General features: G+C 55.9%; 13 protein-coding genes. 10 read left to right on the top strand and 3 right to left on the bottom strand.

Features of this window, described 5'->3' with window-relative positions; translation table 11 throughout:
* The first annotated feature begins 16 nt into the window (after positions 1 to 16).
* Entirely contained in the window at positions 17 to 853 is an 837-nt protein-coding gene (locus tag B2R48_RS17235; RefSeq protein ID WP_297002960.1) for an ABC transporter permease, read from the top strand.
* Positions 850 to 1,608, top strand: a complete 759-nt coding sequence (locus tag B2R48_RS17230) for an aspartate/glutamate racemase family protein (protein WP_213475006.1) — start codon at positions 850 to 852, stop codon at positions 1,606 to 1,608. Before B2R48_RS17235 ends, B2R48_RS17230 begins: the two co-directional genes overlap by 4 nt.
* A 32-nt stretch (positions 1,609 to 1,640) precedes the next feature.
* Here the strand turns inward: B2R48_RS17230 and B2R48_RS17225 are convergent, their stop codons facing one another.
* Complete coding sequence (locus B2R48_RS17225) at positions 1,641 to 2,312, bottom strand: FadR/GntR family transcriptional regulator (protein ID WP_213475007.1); 672 nt, start codon at positions 2,310 to 2,312, stop codon at positions 1,641 to 1,643.
* Between the two features lie 113 nt (positions 2,313 to 2,425).
* The gene (locus tag B2R48_RS17220) at positions 2,426 to 3,259 is read right to left on the bottom strand and encodes a sulfite exporter TauE/SafE family protein (protein ID WP_062956956.1); all 834 of its coding nucleotides are present in this window, start codon (positions 3,257 to 3,259) and stop codon (positions 2,426 to 2,428) included.
* 211 nt (positions 3,260 to 3,470) lie between these two features.
* Between B2R48_RS17220 and B2R48_RS17215 the strand changes: the two genes are divergently transcribed.
* From B2R48_RS17215 to B2R48_RS17200, 4 genes are read left to right on the top strand one after another with little or no spacing between them, the layout of a single operon-like run.
* Complete coding sequence (locus B2R48_RS17215; RefSeq protein ID WP_213475008.1) at positions 3,471 to 4,415, top strand: tripartite tricarboxylate transporter substrate binding protein; 945 nt, start codon at positions 3,471 to 3,473, stop codon at positions 4,413 to 4,415.
* A complete protein-coding gene (locus B2R48_RS17210; RefSeq protein WP_213475010.1) occupies positions 4,412 to 4,963 on the top strand; it encodes a tripartite tricarboxylate transporter TctB family protein in 552 nt (183 codons plus the stop codon). Before B2R48_RS17215 ends, B2R48_RS17210 begins: the two co-directional genes overlap by 4 nt.
* A 15-nt stretch (positions 4,964 to 4,978) precedes the next feature.
* The gene (locus B2R48_RS17205; protein ID WP_297002952.1) at positions 4,979 to 6,502 is read left to right on the top strand and encodes a tripartite tricarboxylate transporter permease; all 1,524 of its coding nucleotides are present in this window, start codon (positions 4,979 to 4,981) and stop codon (positions 6,500 to 6,502) included.
* Between the two features lie 9 nt (positions 6,503 to 6,511).
* Complete coding sequence (locus B2R48_RS17200; RefSeq protein WP_213475013.1) at positions 6,512 to 8,110, top strand: gamma-glutamyltransferase family protein; 1,599 nt, start codon at positions 6,512 to 6,514, stop codon at positions 8,108 to 8,110.
* A 149-nt stretch (positions 8,111 to 8,259) separates the two neighbouring features.
* Here the strand turns inward: B2R48_RS17200 and B2R48_RS17195 are convergent, their stop codons facing one another.
* Positions 8,260 to 8,799: a YHS domain-containing (seleno)protein gene (locus B2R48_RS17195; RefSeq protein WP_062956951.1), complete on the bottom strand. Its 540-nt coding sequence runs from the start codon at positions 8,797 to 8,799 to the stop codon at positions 8,260 to 8,262.
* A gap of 118 nt (positions 8,800 to 8,917) precedes the next feature.
* Between B2R48_RS17195 and B2R48_RS17190 the strand changes: the two genes are divergently transcribed.
* The 4 genes from B2R48_RS17190 to B2R48_RS17175 all read left to right on the top strand — a co-directional run bounded on the left by B2R48_RS17190 (position 8,918) and on the right by B2R48_RS17175 (position 14,596).
* Positions 8,918 to 9,811 carry a cupin domain-containing protein gene (locus B2R48_RS17190; protein ID WP_213475015.1) on the top strand — a complete coding sequence of 298 codons (894 nt, stop codon included), beginning with the start codon at positions 8,918 to 8,920 and terminating at the stop codon, positions 9,809 to 9,811.
* 236 nt (positions 9,812 to 10,047) lie between these two features.
* Complete coding sequence (locus B2R48_RS17185) at positions 10,048 to 11,805, top strand: glucan biosynthesis protein (protein ID WP_297002945.1); 1,758 nt, start codon at positions 10,048 to 10,050, stop codon at positions 11,803 to 11,805.
* A 56-nt stretch (positions 11,806 to 11,861) separates the two neighbouring features.
* Complete coding sequence (mdoH, locus tag B2R48_RS17180) at positions 11,862 to 13,979, top strand: glucans biosynthesis glucosyltransferase MdoH (RefSeq protein ID WP_297002942.1); 2,118 nt, start codon at positions 11,862 to 11,864, stop codon at positions 13,977 to 13,979.
* Between the two features lie 137 nt (positions 13,980 to 14,116).
* Positions 14,117 to 14,596 carry a hypothetical protein gene (locus tag B2R48_RS17175; protein WP_297002940.1) on the top strand — a complete coding sequence of 160 codons (480 nt, stop codon included), beginning with the start codon at positions 14,117 to 14,119 and terminating at the stop codon, positions 14,594 to 14,596.
* Positions 14,597 to 14,641 lie beyond the last annotated feature (45 nt).

The following is a 14,641-nucleotide window of genomic DNA, read 5'->3' as shown; positions in this document are numbered from 1 at the left end:
GCAAGGAGCTGTGATCATGGCATTGTTTTCCAAAACCCGTGAACGCCGTCCGACCAGCTTCTATTTCCTTGCGGCCTTCTTTGCGCTGTTCGTGCTGTTTCTTTACGGTCCGATGCTGACGATTTTCATTCTGTCCTTCCAGGGCGAGAATGGCGGTCTGACCTTCCCGATGAACGGCTTTTCGTTCCACTGGTTTGGCAATCTGTTTGAACAACAGGCGGTGGGTGACTTTGGTGGATCGTTCAGCAGATCCCTTAAGCTTGGCCTGATTGTCATGATGGTGACGGTGGTCGTGTCCTTCATGGCCGGTCTTGCCTTCCGCAAGCGGTTTCGGGGCGACAGCGTGATCTTTTATCTGGCGATTGCCAGTTTGATCGTGCCGTCCATCCTGATTTCGTTGGGTATTGGTCTGTTGTTCAATATTGTTGAATGGCAACCGCAATGGTTTACCTCGGCCCTTGGGGCGCATCTGACATGGACGTTCCCGTTCGGGCTTTTGATCATGTTTGCGGTGTTTAACCGGTTTGATCCGTCCTTTGAGGAAGCTGCACGCGATTTGGGCGCAAGCAACTGGCAAACCATTCAATATGTTGTTTTGCCGATGGTGGGTCCAAGCCTGATCGGGGTTGCGATGTTCTCGTTCACCCTGTCTTACGATGAATTTGCCCGAACTTTGATGACGGCTGGCGCGCTTAATACCCTGCCGCTTGAGATTTATGGCATGACAACCAACGTCACCACACCGGTGCTTTATGCACTGGGCACGGTGACCACCGGGTTCTCTTTCCTGGTGATTGCACTGGCATTGGGCACGGTTGCGATCATGCGCCGTCGCAAAGGACAAAAAGCATGAGCCGCATCGCCGTTATCAACCCCAACCTGTCGACCGGCTTTACCACAAAGGTCGGCTCGCAGGCCCGGAACATTGTGGGCGCATCGACCGAAGTTCTTGCCCTTAACCCGCGTTTCGGGCCCGACAGTATCGAAGGCTATTACGACGAAGCCTTTGCCAGTGTCGGGTTGTTGTCGGTTATTCGCGAACTCGAAGCTGCACCTGAACAGCACACCGATCCGATTGGCGGTTATGTTGTGGCGTGTTTTGATGATACCGGCGTGGATGCCGCCCGCTGCATGACGACGGCGCCTGTTCTGGGGCTTTGTGAGGCCGCAATGCGGATGGCGGCTGCGGTTTCATCGCGCTTTGCGATTGTGACCCCGATGGCGGTTTCGGTGCGACCGCTGGAGCATCTGGTGGCGAAGTATGGGGCGTCTTCGCAATGTGTGGTCCGTGCAGCTGGCGTTCGGACCCTTGATTTCGAGGGTGCCAATGCCAAAAACGCATACGCAGCCCTTAAAAAGCAGGCAGAGATTTGCCTTGCGGATGATTATGCCGAGGCGATTGTTCTCGGATGTGCGGGCATGACCGACATTGCCAACCGTCTACAGGAAGAACTTGGGATACCGGTAATTGACGGGGTCAGTGCGGCGGTCAAGATGATCGAGGCGATGGCATTTCTGGGGCTTCGCACCAGCAAAGCCGGGGCCTATGCCAAGCCACCAATCAAGGCTTATCACGGCATGTTTGCGGAATTTATGCCGCAGGGCTGATCATCAGGTGATCAACAGGCCCGGCAATCAGGTCAGGTTTGTTTAAGCGCATGTTCCACTTCCGACAGGTGGCGGCGCATGGCGTCTTCGGCGCGTTTGGGGTCGCGTTGCTCGATCGCGTTGATGATGTCGCGATGCTGGGCACTTAATTCTTCGATCAATGTATCTGAATGGCTGCTTTCGCGCAGCCGGGCCCAGGCAGCTTCGCGGCGCACAGCATTAACGGCTTCGAACACCGCCAGAAACAGGGTGTTCTTGACCGATTCGGCCAATCGCTGATGAAAGGCCGCATCCCATTTTTCATACTCGGCCTGTGTGGTGGCGCTGGCGGCCTTTTCGACCATGCTGCGCATCGCATCAATATCGCCCTGTGAGGCGCGAAGGGCTGCGAACCGGGCCATGGATGGTTCGATTTCCTGGCGGACTTCCATGATTTCGAACGGGCTGGTTTTAGTGGCCAGCCCTTCAAGCTTGCGCAGACGCGGGGTCGGCGGGGTGCCAACAAAGGTACCCTGACCCTGACGACGCCAAATCAGACCTTCACTTTCAAGCTGATCAAGGGCCTTGCGCAGGGCACGGCGACCGACATCAAGTTGTTCGGCGAGTGCGCGTTCGGCAATGACCCGACCATCCTTGACGAACTCACCTTCGGCAAATCCCGCCTTGAGCTTGTCCGCCAGTGTCTGTGTGGCGATTTCATTCATGGTTGTTCTGCACCTTTATGGTGTTTCCCCTTGCGAACCAATCTGCACCTATTGTTATAAGCTCTTGGTTTATCAAACAACAGGCCCAATCCATTCAGGCTTGATTGCAGTTTCTAGCTCAGCAGATCGTAGAACATCCGAAGCGATGTGATCGCCAAAAACAAACCAAAGCACATGCGCAAGGCCCGGCGCGGAATGCTGTGGGCGATGCGTGCGCCGATCGGGGCGCATAATACGGTCATCGGGATCAACAGTGCCGCAGCAAGAACATTGACATAACCGATTGAAAAAGGCGGGCGACCATCAACGCCGATCCCCGACATGGCGTAACCAATGGTGCCGGGCAGCGCAATGATCAGACCAATTGCCGCTGCTGTGCCAACCGCGCGGCGAATGTCATAGCCAAGGAAGTTCAGGACCGGCACGCAAATGGTGCCGCCGCCAATCCCCATCATGGCTGACAGGCTGCCGGCAATCACCCCGAGCATGGCCCAAACCGATTTCGGCGGATTTTTGGTCTCGTTGGTTTCGCGATCTTTTACCAGGATCATGTTGCCAGCCACGATCAGTGCGACCACGGCAAACACGATGGTCAGAACCCGGCCATCTGCCAATCCGCCAATCGCGGTGCCAAGGATCACGCCGACAATGATTGCCGGACCCCAGTGTTTGAGAAGTGCTGTATCAACCGAGCCTTTTTTATAGTGGCTGCGTGTTGATGAAATCGCGGTGGCAATGATTGTGGTGAGCGACGTGGCAACGGCCACCTGCATGCGCAAGCTTTCATCCACACCCATGGTGGTGAGAAAGTGATACAGCACCGGGACAATGACGATCCCGCCACCGACACCCAGAAGTCCGGCCATGATGCCACCCAAAACGCCTGCGAACAGCATTGCTGCCCCCCAGACCAAATACAGGCTCATGGTGCCTTCTATTTCAATCATCGAAACCAATCCAAACCAATTTTGATATCAATCAATCAGTGGTACTATCCATTTTTGATCGTTTTGTGCAACAAAATCCTTGTTTTCCGGTAAATATAATTTTGCGCTTGCGAAATTGGTTTGCGAATGCCAACAATGTGTCGACAATTTGATTGAACCAAAGTAGTAATGGTTCAACGATCTTCAGGAATGTTATCAGGAGGCAAGACACATGTTCCGCAAGATTGCTGTTGCTGCCGGCTTGATGGCCGCGGCCATTGCAGGCCCGGCGCAAGCGCAGGACTATCCAGAAAAGCCGATCGAATTCATCGTCCCGTGGGGCCCGGGTGGCGGCAGTGACACGCTGATGCGTATCGTTGCCCAGGGTCTGGCCGACGAAACCGGCAAAGCCGTCCCGGTCATCAACATGCCCGGTGTTGGTGGCAATGTGGGTCTGGCCGAATTCGCCAAGCGTCCGGCCGATGGCTATACCGTTTCGCAGATTCATGAAGGTCTTCTGATTTCCAACGGGACGGGCATTACCGACCTGAACTGGGACAGCTTCATGCCGATCGCGCTGGTGACCTCGTCACCGCAGTATCTGACGCTTTCGAAGAACGACAATTTCTCGAACTTTGAGGAAATGGTTGCCTACGCCAAGGAAAACCCGGGTGCCGTGCGTGCCGGTGTGACCCTTGCAGGCGTGCCGCATCTTCACATGGCGATGATCGAAGACGCCTTTGATATTGAATTCTCCTATGTTGGGTATGAAGGCACCGGTCAGCGTATTCGTGCGCTGGTTGGCGGCAATATCGACGTTGCCATCGGTGACGTTTCCTCGGCTGGTCAGTTTGTTGAAAACGGTGATCTGGTCTTTGCTGCGGTTGGTATGCCCGAGCGCACCGAAGAAGCCCCGGACGTTCCGACCTTTGGCGAGCTGGGCCAAGATCTTGATCTGGCGGTAACCCGTGGTGTTGTTCTGCCGAAGGGAACGCCGCAGGAAATTGCAGATGCCCTTGAAGCGCATCTCGAAAAGGTCATGCAGCGCGAAGACGTCCGCAGCAAGGTCACCAATGTTGGTTCTGCGCCGATGTTCCTTGGCCAGGAAGAATACAAGACCTATCTCGGCAAGTTGTCCGACACGGTCAACCGTCTGGTTGGCAAGCTCGAAGGATGACGACCCCGAACGGGAAATCAGCAGCAGCGGATGCATCGGCATCCGCTGCTTTGCGTGCAAAAACCGAAGTCGCACGGCTGATTTCATATATCGTTTTCGGACTTGGATCGGTTTATCTGTCGATCCGGGCGGGCGAATTGCCGACGTCACGGTGGGAGCCGCTGGGCGCAGGATCTTTCCCGAAGCTGGTTTTTGCGGTTCTGGCTGTCTTGTGCCTGATCGCATCTGTGCGTGCGGTTCTTGATATCCGAAAGGCCGGTCATCTTGATGGCCTTGCACATGCATTCGGTCAGTGGGTCAAGGCACGTCGCATTTCATTTGCGATGTTTGGCTTGCTGGTTGTCTATCTGCTTGCACTGCCGGTTGCCGGGTTCTCGTTGGCAACTTTTGTCTTCCTGTTGATTACCCAGCTTCTGATTGCCGGTATTTCGAAAAAGACCCTCATACAGTCGATCATCGCCGCCCTGATTTTCTCGGTTGGTTTGAACATCCTGTTTGCCGAGGTCTTTAACGTGTTTCTTCCGCGTGGCGTACTGTTCGCGGCCTAAGTAAAGTTTACGATCATGTTGGACGCATTTATTTCCGGTGCCCATCAGGTGTTCGCCTTTGACACCTTGATCTACATGCTGATCGGTTCAATTGCCGGGATCGTGGCAGCCGCCATTCCGGGCTTTACCGTGACAATGGCGATTATCCTGACATTGCCACTGACCTTTGCGATGGATCCGTTGCAAGGTGTTTCGGTGATGTTGTCGGTTTATGTCGGCGGTTATACCGGCGGGCTGATCAGTGCCGCCCTTCTGGGGATTCCCGGTACACCAAGTTCAGTCGCAACCACGTTCGATGCCTATCCGATGGCGCGCGGCGGCGAGCCGGGACGGGCGCTTTCGCTTGGTGTGTGGTCATCGTTCTTCGGGACGGTCATTTCCACCATTGTTCTGATTGTCGCTGCCCCGCCACTGGCGCTTTTGGCGGTCAAACTGGGGCCCTGGGAATATTTCTCTTTGATCGTGTTTGCGCTGACCATTGTCGCAAGCCTTGTGGGCAATTCGCTGATGCGCGGTTTGATTGCCGGGGTGATTGGTCTGGGCCTTGCAACCATCGGCCCGGATCCGATGATGGGACGCCCGCGTCTGACCTTTGACAGTGATCTTTTGATGCCGGGGCTGCCGTTCCTTGTTGTCCTGATCGGTATCTTTGCCATCAGCCAGTTGATGAGCGAAGTTGAGGGTCATGGCAAAGGCAAGGGCAGTGATGCGCTTATTCCCGATGTTATCGAATTCAAGACATGGGCTGTCATGCGCGAAGTCCTGATGCGTCCGGTCAATCTTGTGCGTTCTTCGCTGATTGGTGTGTTTATCGGTGCGCTTCCGGGGGCTGGTGGCTCGATTGCGAACTTGCTGGCATACGATCAGGCCAAGCGTGGCTCGAAAAAACCCGAAGAATTCGGTAAAGGCACCCCCGATGGCGTGATCGCCTCCGAGGCCGGGAACTCTGCCACGGCCGGTGGTGGGCTTATTCCGATGATTGCGCTTGGTATTCCGGGCTCTGCAGTTGATGCCATCCTGATGGCGGCATTGATGGTGCATGGCATTTCGGTTGGCCCGCGCCTGATCATGGACAATGCGGATCTGGCCTATGGCATGTTCGTTGCCATGGTTGTCGCGTCGCTCATGATGCTTGTGGTTTGTGTGTTGTCGATGCGCCTGTTCCTGCGCGTGACCGACATTCCCAAACAGTTCATTGTGCCGACCGTGATGATCTGTTGTGTGATCGGGGCCTTTGCGCTCAATAACCGGGTCACCGATCTTTATCTGCTTGGTGCGATTGGTCTTGTTGGTTATGGATTGAAGTCGCTTGATTACCCGCTTGCACCGCTGGTGCTCGGTGTGATCCTTGGTCCGATTGCCGAAACCAACCTGCGCCGCGCATTGATGAGTGATGCGGACTGGACGGTGTTCTTTACCCGTCCGATTTCGGCCGTTTTGCTGGCGGCTGCCCTTCTTTCAGTCATCTTCAGCGTGCGTTCGGTGCTGAAGATGCGCAAAAAAGACCGTCCTGCCACCGATGAACAAGACGGCGATTAGGAGACACCCATGAAACTTCGTCACGACGCGCTTTATGCCTCACGCCGCTCTCCGGTGCTGGCGCGCAATATGGTTTCAACATCCCAACCGCTTGCCGCCCAGGCAGGCTTGCGCATGTTGCTGGCGGGCGGCAATGCCGCCGACGCGGCGCTTGCATCGGCGATTGCGCTCACCGTGGTCGAGCCGACCGGAAACGGACTTGGATCGGATGCCTATGCGATCATCTGGGATGGCAAGGAACTGCATGGTCTGAACGCATCGGGCCGTGCGCCAGCTGACTGGAGCCCGGAACGCTTTGCCGGAGCTGATGCCATGCCACAGCGTGGCTGGGAAGCCGTCACCACGCCGGGTGCTGTATCCGCGTGGCAGGAAATCTCCGCCAAGTTTGGCAAGCTTCCGTTCGAAAAACTGTTCGAACCGGCCATCGAATATGCGACCCGCGGTTTTGCCGTATCGCCAATCATCGCCACTCTTTGGGAAAAGGGCGGTGATTTGCTTGGCAAACAGCCGGGCTTTGCCGAGGCGTTCCTGCCGGGCGGCACGGCGCCCAAGGCGGGCGAGCTGTTTGTGAATAAGGCCGCGGCCGAAAGCCTGATCGATATTGCCGAAACCAAGGGCGAGAGTTTCTATCGCGGCAAACTGGCAGGCAAGATTGCCGCCTTTGCCAAGGAACATGGCGCGGCCCTGTCGGAAGAGGACCTTGGTAATCACAAGGCCGACTGGGTGGGCACGATTTCGCAAAGCTTTGGCAAAGTGAAGCTGCATGAGATACCGCCAAACGGCCAGGGCATTTCGGCCCTGATCGCGCTGGGTATTCTGCGCCATACCAACATTACCGATTATCAACCGGATTCGGTCGAGGCACTTCATCTTGAGATCGAGGCCATGAAACTGGCCTTTGCCGATATGCGAGAATATGTCGCCGATCTCGATTACATGACCGATGTCACGGTCGAGCATCTGCTGTCCGATGATTATCTGAAATCCCGCGCGGCATTGATTGATGCCAACAAGGCACAGGATTTCAAGGCCGGTGCCCCCAAACATGGCGGTACGGTCTATGTCAGTGCGGCGGATGAAAACGGCATGATGGTGTCATTCATTCAGTCCAACTATATGGGCTTTGGTTCTGGCGTTGTGGTGCCGGGCACCTCGATCAGTCTGCAGAACCGTGGTCACGGCTTTAGCCTGAAAGACGGTCATCCCAACCTGGTCAAGGGCGGCAAGCGTCCGTTCCAGACGATCATTCCAGCCTTCCTGATGGGCCTGGATGGCAATCCGGTCATGAGCTTTGGCGTCATGGGTGGCCCGATGCAGGCACAGGGACACTTGCAGATGACACTGCGCACCCAGCTTTGGGGGCAGGATCCGCAAACTGCGGCTGATGCACCGCGCTGGCAGGCGCTTTCGGGGCTGAATGTTGCCGTGGAAACCTCGGTCGGTGCAGATGTCATTGAGGCGCTTAAGGCCAAGGGCCATGCGATCAAGGTCGAGACGCCTGACAGCACCAATTTCGGATTTGGCGGCGCGCAGCTGATTGCCAAAACCGATGCCGGGTACGTTGCCGGCTCGGACCCGCGCAAGGATGGTTGTGCTGTAGGATACTGACGGGTTTGCTTTCAGATCGGCATTCGCAGTCATCTGAAACAAGATATGGCCGGTCCACTTTTGTGGACCGGCCATTTCCTTACCGGGCAACAGGGAGCCAGAGAGGAACCCGGATAGAACAACCGGAATAGAATAACCCTGGGGCCGGGTTATTGTGCGCCGATGGTCAGACCTTTGGGGGCCATTTTTTCGTCGGCCAGTTTGGCGTCTTCGATCGTCTCGATGATTTCCCAGTTGTGGTCGGCACCACGGATGAAGCCCGGGATATCAGCAATCCAACGTTTCTGGATTTCCTTGTTCAGGTTCAGATAAAGCTTGTCGTCAACGATGCGCCATGCCTGCGGATCGGCGCCGAATTTGCGGCCCATTGCCGCACCAAAGGCGCAGAACCCGCCATACTGTGGTGCGTATTTTTCCGGGTCGGCGTTAAACAGGTCACGGTTTTCAGCGCTGGCAAAGCGATAGGTCGCGCCGCCATGCTCTGCCTTGAATTCGGAGTTGCCCGGGGTCGGGGCACCCACGGTAAAGTAGGCAACCGGGTCAAAACCCTGCAGGGCGTAGCCATCAACAATGTTGACTTCCTGAGCAGCCGTTGCCGGTGCGGTGGTTGCCACAATGGTGCCGACTGCAGAAATACCCAGGACAGCGGCCAGGGCGGCGGAATGCAAGAAGCTAGAACGTTTGGTCATCTTTTCATCTCCTTCACGGGGTGATCACCGGGTGTTTACTGGCAGGCGATCACGGAACTGGTTCATCAAGAGGGCGTCTTGAAATCTGAAAACAGCCTATCGCCGGAGAAGTGACTTGTTGTCTGAGGAAGCACGCAATTCGTCTGAGAAGGATGTCCTGTCCGATCTGTTTGCCGGAAACCATCCGCGTGGCGATGTGATTTTTGCCGGAACCCATTGTGGCAGCAGTCATCATCAGGGAAGACCGGACCTGCCATCCCGGCAGCAAGGGATGCTGCATGTGTTGCAACGTGGCAGCATGCGCGTTCTGTTTGACGGGGGTAAGACGGTTGTTCTTGATCGACCGGGTGTTGTCCTGTTTGGCTGTCCCGTGCCCCATGATATCGACACGCCCGAGCGTGGCGCGGAAGTGGTCTGTGCCAATCTGGATTTTCCCGATACGGGTCTTGGCCCGGCCAAGCTCGGCCTGCCGGAATATCTTGTTCTGCCCTTTGACGAAACCCCCGGGCTTGAGGCCATCACCGGTCAGTTGTTTTCGGAATCACACGGCGCGCAGCCCGGACACCGCACCGCAATCAATCTTTTGGTCGATTTGCTGTTGCTGATGGTGTTGCGTCATTGTCAGGCGCAAAACCTTGTGCGACCTGGCATTCTTGCAGCACTTCGCGACCCGCGCATTGCGCGGGTTGTGGGTGAACTTCATCAGAAACCCGGCGAAAATTGGTCGGTTGAAAGACAGGCGGAAACGGCAGGCATGTCGCGGGCGAGTTTTGCCGCCCGGTTTCGCGAATTGCTGGGCACGTCGCCCGGTGATTTCTTGCAAACCATTCGCCTTGATATGGCGTTTGGTTTGCTGCGCGAAGGCGAAAGACTGCAGGCGGTGGCAGGTCAGGTCGGTTATCGCAGTACAACCGCACTTGCCCGCGCCATCCAGCAGCGCCACAACATGACACCGCGTGAATTGCACGCCGATTCCAGCGCGGAAAACAGCGCGCGTCAATCTGCAATCTGACAAACGGATTTGTGGTTCCGTCAAGCGGATCGTTAGTGCGTTTTGTGGTTGCTGCCCATGCAAAAATGACGCTTTGCCAATGACATGTCCGGGATTAAAGCAATCCTTTTGGGCAAATGATCGGTTGTGGCTTTGCGGATTCTTACCCTGATCAGGACACATTCCTGCCCAGTTTCCTGTGCACAACGACAACCAATAAGTTCGGAAAAATCCAACGGTTGGTAGCATATACGAGTATGACGCAGCATTTTCAGCAGCATATGACGCTGCCCCTTCGGCGTGTTTTTGCAGGTGCGATCGCATCCGCGATGTTCATGGTCGCAGGGATGGCATCGATCCATGCACAGGAAAATGAACCCGCCCCGGCAGAGCAAAGCGCCGAGACGCCGAAACCTGCGTCAACACCTGCGCCAACAACAGTCGTCCCGTCCGAACAAACGGCATCAGGCGATCAGCCTGAGCAGGTAGAAACGTCACCCGAAAACGCGGCCGAGGAAGCAACCTCGTCCGAGGCACCAAAACAATCCAATATTTCCAAACCCGTGATGTTTGATCCGGCGATGGTGACCGATCTTGCGCGGAATCTGGCTGCACAGCCTTTCGAAAACCCGCATCGTGAACTACCTGAAGCCCTTTCGACGCTTAGCGCAGAGGAATACGCACAGATCCGTTTCAAGTCCAAGCGCGCCTTCTTTAACCCGGCCGAGACCGATTTCAGTCTGGAGCTGTTTCACCCGGGGACCATGTATGATGTTCCGGTGACCATCAATCTGGTGCGTGACGGCGAAGTTCAGGTCATTCCGTTTTCCGTCGGACTGTTTGATTTCGGCAAGACGGGCCTTTCGGGCAATGATTTCACCACGCAGAATTATGCCGGATTTCGTCTTCGCTATCCGTTATCAGACGTCACCAGCAATGATGAACTGACGCGTTTCCTTGGCGCGTCCTATTTCCGCCTGCAGGGGCAGGGCCAGTCGATTGGCCAGATGGCGCGGGGTCTTGCGATCGATCTTGCCGGTCCGACGGGCGAGGAAATTCCGGTCTTCCGGGAATTCTGGATCGTCGAGCCAACGGATGGTGCCGACACGATTACGGTTTATGCGCTGTTGGATAGCGAGCGCGTCACAGGCGCCTATCAGTTTGATATTACGCCCGGTACGCGCAGTCAGGCCGACATCAAGGCCCATCTGTTTTTCCGCGACGGGGTCGAAAAGATCGGTATTGCGCCGCTGAATGGCATGTTCCTGTTTGGCGAACAGCGTCGTCGGTTTTTTGATGACTATCGCGGCGAAGTGCATTCCAGCGACGGGCTTTTGATCCATAACGGGCGCGGCGAATGGCTTTGGCGCCCGCTTGAAAACCCCGAGCATCTGCAAATGAGCGCGTTTTTGGACGAAAACCCCATCGGCTTTGGTCTTTTGCAGCGTGATCGCAACTTTGATCATTATCAGGATCTGGAACGGCGCTTTGACCAGCAGCCGGGCTATTGGGTGACGCCAAAGGGCAAATGGGGCAAGGGCCATATCGAGCTGGTCGAAATCCCGAGCCCGTCGGAAACCAACGACAATATCGTGGCTTATTGGGTGCCCGAAACCAAACCGGCTGCCGGTGGGGAAATGCAGGTTGAATACAGTGTCACCGCGACCCGCGATGGCACCGGTTTGCATGGCATGTCACAGGCTACCGATACCCGCATTCAACGACTTGCGCCCCAAGATGATGACGATCTGGCGGGGACGCGATTTGTTTTGAACTTTGCCGGTGGCGATCTGGATTACTTCATCAAGGATGCCAAAAAACTGCGCGCTGATATCAGCGCATCCGAGGGTGAAGTCCGCAATATCCGCATCATGCCCGATCCGGAAAATGGCGGGGTGCGCGTGATGTTTGATCTGGTCAATACCAGTGATGCGACGTCAAGCAACCTTCGGGCCTTCATCCTTTATCAGGACACGGTCCTGAGCGAGACCTGGACCATGCCGTGGGCCTTTTGATCCCGTTGGATCAGGCACCGCGCATTGCCAGAAACAGATAACCCCGGACAAGCCAGATGACAGAAGCCGCCAACACCCCAGCCAAAGGAACTGCGCCCGCAGACGGGTTTGATGACGCGTTTTGTGATCCGACGGTGAAACTGCGTGGGCCCGGCGTCGGGGCGCGACGTTTCTTCCTTTTCGGGGCATCAATTGCGGCGACGGCCTATGCGGCGTGGTTGATGACCGATGTTCTTGCTGCGGATCAGCTGACCATCATGGAAATGGTGGTGGTGGCGTTCTTTACCATCAACTTCGCCTGGATTTCGCTGTCCTTCTTTACCGGGATTGTTGGACTGGTTTTGCGTGGACTTAAACTTGATGCGATCACGCTCAAACGGCTTAAACCCATTGTGCGCAAGGGTCGTTTGCGATCGAAGAACGTTGTGGTGATCCCGGTTTATAACGAAGATCCCAACCGCGTCTTTGCCGGATTGCGTGCAAGCTATGAAAGTCTGGCCGCAACTGGCGAGCTTGACGCGTTTCATTTCTTTGTCCTGTCAGACACCCGCGATCCAGACATCTGGATTGCCGAGGAAATGGCATGGGCTAAGGCGTGTTCGGATCTGAATGCACGTGGCAAGATTTTCTTCCGCCGCCGGGCTGAGAACACCGAACGCAAGTCCGGCAACCTCAAGGAATTCTGCGAGACCTATGCGGCAAATTACGATCACATGATCGTCTTTGACGCCGACAGCGTCATGTCGGGCGAGGCCATGGTCAATATGGCCTATCTGATGGAAAACAACCCGGATGCCGGGATCATTCAGAGTCCGCCGCAGCCGACCGGTCGCCAGACCCTGTTTGCCCGCATTCTGCAATTCATTTCGCGCGTGCATGGCCCGACCATGTCGGCGGGTCTGTCATTCTGGTGCATGGGCAGTTCGAACTATTGGGGCCATAACGCGATTATTCGCACCAAGGCTTTTATTGAATGCTGTGGCCTGCCGGTGCTGTCTGGCAAGCCGCCGATGGGCGGACACATCCTGAGCCACGATTTCGTCGAGGCCGCCTTTATGCGCAAGGCCGGTTGGCGATGCTGGCTGATCCCGCAGCTTGAAGGCAGTTGGGAAGAATTGCCGCCTAATCTAATTGATTTTGCCATCCGCGACCGACGCTGGTGTCAGGGCAATATGCAACACGCGCGTCTTATGGTTGCGCCCGGTTTCAAGCCCCTTAGCCGCCTGCATTTCTTTATGGGGGTGATGAGCTTTGTGTCATCGCCGCTTTGGCTTTTGCTGTTGCTAAGCTCGACGATTGCGACACTTCAGAACACCCAGCTGACCTATAGCTTCTTCCCCGGTCAGTTCACCATGTTCCCGCAATGGCCGGTGGACCGGTCGTTCGAGATGCTGGTGTTGCTGGTCTTTACCATCGGCATGCTGGTTTCGCCCAAGATCATCTCGATCCTGATGGTGTGTCTGGGGCGTGATCGCAAGCAGTATGGCGCGGTGATGGTGCTGGCCAGTGGCCTGCTTGAAACCCTGTATTCGGCGCTTCAGGCCCCGATCATGATGATGCTGCATTCGCAGTTCGTGTTTTCGGTCCTTACCGGTAATCAGGTCGGTTGGGATGCGCAGGAACGTGATGACGCCGGGGTGCCTTTCAAGGCAGCCCTTAAAACCCATCGCGCCATTATCATGCTTGGTCTGGTCTGGGGGGCGGTTGCTGTTTTTGTGGATACGGCATTCTTCTGGTGGCTGTCGCCCATTCTGGCGGGTCTGGTTCTGTCGCCCTGGCTGACCCATTATTCCAGCAGCCTTGCCATCGGGAAGGCGGCACGCCGGATGAAGCTTTTTGTAACCCCCGAAGAAAATGACAGCCCCGAAGAGCTTCGCGCATTGGCCCGCATCAATGCCGAAAGCGGTGACGATGATGTCAAAGACGGGTTGCTGCGCCTGATCGAAGATCCGTATGCCAATGCACTGCATTCCGCACTTTTGCCAGCGCGCAAGCCGGATGCGCGGACCGCGATCGAGATCGGGATCATCTATGAAAAGCTTGCGCGGCTCGGTGTCGAAAGCCTGACGCGTGATGAAAAACTCCTGATCCTGTCATGGCCGGTCAAACCGCTTGACCAGATCATGGCAGGGCGCGATCACGTGAAGGTCAAGGACCCGAAGCCGTCAAGATAGTGTGTTGTTTTAAAAAGATTTTGCACGCCACAAAAACGCCCAGTTTCAAGCAAATTATCCCGCGTTTTTTCAGCGATCCTTATCCTTAATCAATCGTTAAGTACTGCTGACTGTTCACCGCCCGGAGGGCCAAACGAATGACTGACATGACCGTTGCATCAAAGGGTTTCAGCTATGCTGCGTTTGAATCGGCGGCGATGACGCGCCTGATTGAGGATACGGCACATGCGTGGCTGCGGTCGTTTGGTGTCAGTGCCCTGCCGGCCAGTCAGCGCATGATCAATGCGCTTCGTGAGGCACTGGCAGAAGACAGCATTGCGGCCAATGATCGGGCCAGCATGCAGGACATTCTGGATCAAGCCGCCCATGACGCGATTGCCGGTTGGTTTGCAGAGGTCACGGGTGAACATGACTGCCATGGCTCAAACCGTTTTTCCATGCTGCGCTGTGCTTTTCTGTCGGCCAACCGTGATGGCATCTGGTCGGAACATTTCCTTGATACCAAACGCGACCACCGCGATCTTAGTATGGCGCTTTCGGTGCAGATGATGTTGCCGACACCAAGTCTTGTCGCGTGTGAAATGCCGCGTCAGTCACTGGAACGTCGCGCTTCCTGACCTCCGATAAACAACCATTCCTTCGCTTCACGCTTTTTCATCATA

This window comes from Thalassospira sp. UBA848, assembly GCF_002295455.1.
Classification (GTDB): Bacteria; Pseudomonadota; Alphaproteobacteria; order Rhodospirillales; family Thalassospiraceae; genus Thalassospira.
The sequence above is the reverse complement of the archived record's forward strand: the minus strand, read 5'-3'. Positions and strand labels throughout refer to the sequence as shown.

What these genes read in the sequence shown, in the direction of transcription:
- B2R48_RS17235 (WP_297002960.1), top strand. Translation starts at nt 17, where the DNA reads ATGGCATTGTTTTCCAAAACCCGTGAACGCCGTCCGACCAGCTTCTAT.
- B2R48_RS17230 (WP_213475006.1), top strand. Translation starts at nt 850, where the DNA reads ATGAGCCGCATCGCCGTTATCAACCCCAACCTGTCGACCGGCTTTACC.
- B2R48_RS17225 (WP_213475007.1), bottom strand. Translation starts at nt 2,312, where the DNA reads ATGAATGAAATCGCCACACAGACACTGGCGGACAAGCTCAAGGCGGGA.
- B2R48_RS17220 (WP_062956956.1), bottom strand. Translation starts at nt 3,259, where the DNA reads ATGATTGAAATAGAAGGCACCATGAGCCTGTATTTGGTCTGGGGGGCA.
- B2R48_RS17215 (WP_213475008.1), top strand. Translation starts at nt 3,471, where the DNA reads ATGTTCCGCAAGATTGCTGTTGCTGCCGGCTTGATGGCCGCGGCCATT.
- B2R48_RS17210 (WP_213475010.1), top strand. Translation starts at nt 4,412, where the DNA reads ATGACGACCCCGAACGGGAAATCAGCAGCAGCGGATGCATCGGCATCC.
- B2R48_RS17205 (WP_297002952.1), top strand. Translation starts at nt 4,979, where the DNA reads ATGTTGGACGCATTTATTTCCGGTGCCCATCAGGTGTTCGCCTTTGAC.
- B2R48_RS17200 (WP_213475013.1), top strand. Translation starts at nt 6,512, where the DNA reads ATGAAACTTCGTCACGACGCGCTTTATGCCTCACGCCGCTCTCCGGTG.
- B2R48_RS17195 (WP_062956951.1), bottom strand. Translation starts at nt 8,799, where the DNA reads ATGACCAAACGTTCTAGCTTCTTGCATTCCGCCGCCCTGGCCGCTGTC.
- B2R48_RS17185 (WP_297002945.1), top strand. Translation starts at nt 10,048, where the DNA reads ATGACGCAGCATTTTCAGCAGCATATGACGCTGCCCCTTCGGCGTGTT.
- mdoH (WP_297002942.1), top strand. Translation starts at nt 11,862, where the DNA reads ATGACAGAAGCCGCCAACACCCCAGCCAAAGGAACTGCGCCCGCAGAC.
- B2R48_RS17175 (WP_297002940.1), top strand. Translation starts at nt 14,117, where the DNA reads ATGACTGACATGACCGTTGCATCAAAGGGTTTCAGCTATGCTGCGTTT.